The 1,430-nt window shown below is 61.0% G+C and carries 2 protein-coding genes; both read left to right on the top strand.

The genetic code is table 11. The features are described from left to right. A partial coding sequence (locus AC1D1P_RS23335) for a FadR/GntR family transcriptional regulator (RefSeq protein ID WP_477674635.1) occupies nucleotides 1–371 on the top strand: 371 nt, incomplete at its 5' end. A 73-nt stretch (nucleotides 372–444) separates the two neighbouring features. Continuing rightward, complete coding sequence (locus tag AC1D1P_RS23330) at nucleotides 445–1,410, top strand: tripartite tricarboxylate transporter substrate binding protein (protein ID WP_477668478.1); 966 nt, start codon at nucleotides 445–447, stop codon at nucleotides 1,408–1,410. Nucleotides 1,411–1,430: the final 20 nt, after the last annotated feature.

Below are 1,430 nucleotides of genomic sequence, written 5' to 3'. Positions count from 1 at the left end.
ACATAGACGCGATGGACAAGGCCATCGCCAGCATGCAGTTTGACGCTGACCGCGGCGTGCTGCCGCTGGAAGGCGACCGCGCTTTTCATACCGCCGTCGTCGAGTCTTGCGGCAACGTGGTGCTGATTGAAACCATCCAGCGCTTCTGGGACTCGCGCCGCGGCCCGTTGTTCGAGCGGCTGGGCGGGCATTTTGAAACCGTTGAATCGTGGCGCTCGGCGATTGCCGAGCATCAGGCCATTTTTGATGCGGTGCGCAACCATGAACCGGATGCCGCGCGTGCAGCCATGCATGCACACATGGACCAGTCGCACAAGCGTTTCAGCGTGAGCTGGAGCCGGACCAAAAACCAGGAGGTGCAGAAGAAATGACTCGTCACGATTTCTTTCAGCACCCACCTCACCCCGGATTTCCCTTCCAACTAAAAACGAAAGCGAGACAAGCATGAAGTTTCTGACACCGCGCAAATTGCTGGCGACAGCCCTCCTGGCGCTCACCAGCCTCTGCGGCAACAGCTGGGCGCAGGCCTACCCGAACAAGCCCATTGAAGTGATGGTGGCCTTCCAGCCTGGCGGCGGCACGGACTCGCTGGCGCGCGCCTATGCCGAAGCCGCCAAAAAATACACCACGCAATCGCTGGTGGTCTACAACAAACCCGGCGCCAGCGGCGCTATTGGCCTGGCCGACGTGGTCAACGCCAAGCCCGACGGCTACAAGATTGCCATGCTGTTTGTGGAGGTAACCATCCTGCCGCACATGGGCATCACCAAGATCACGCAGGACGACTTCATCCCGATTGCCCGCCTGAATGCCGACCCGGCTGCCATCACCGTGAAAGCGGACTCGCCCTACAACACGATTGAAGAGTTCCTCGCCGCCGCCAAAAAGACCGGCAGCGACGTGAAGGTCGGCAACGCCGGCAATGGCTCGATCTGGCACCTGGCGGCCGCCTCGCTGGAAGAAAAAACCGGCGCCAGGTTCAACCACATCCCCTACCAGGGCGCCGGCCCCGCCGTGCTGGCCCTGCTGGGTGGTCATGTGGACGCGGTAGGTGTGAGCCCGGCTGAGGTTGCCGTGCATGTGGCGGCCGGCAAGCTGAAGATTTTGGGTGTGATGGCCGACCAGCGCGTCAAGGGTTTTGAGAACGTGCCCACCCTCAAGGAACGCAACATCGACCTGTCCATCGGCACCTGGCGCGGCCTGGGCGTGGCCAAAGGCACACCGCCTGAAGTCGTGGAAACCATCCGGACTTTCAGCAAGAAGGCGGCCGAAGAGCCCATCATGCGCGAAGTGATGGACAAGCTGAACCTGGGCTACGCCTATGCCGACGGCCCCGCCTTCAAGGCGCAAATGGTGCGCGACAACGACAACTTCAAACAACTCGTGACCAAGCTCAACCTGAAGAACTGAGCAATGAGCCTGTTCAATGT

The organism is Polaromonas sp. P1_E1_2 (genome assembly GCF_056406035.1).
Note: the sequence above shows the minus strand (reverse complement) of the source record. Positions and strands in the feature narration are given on the sequence as shown.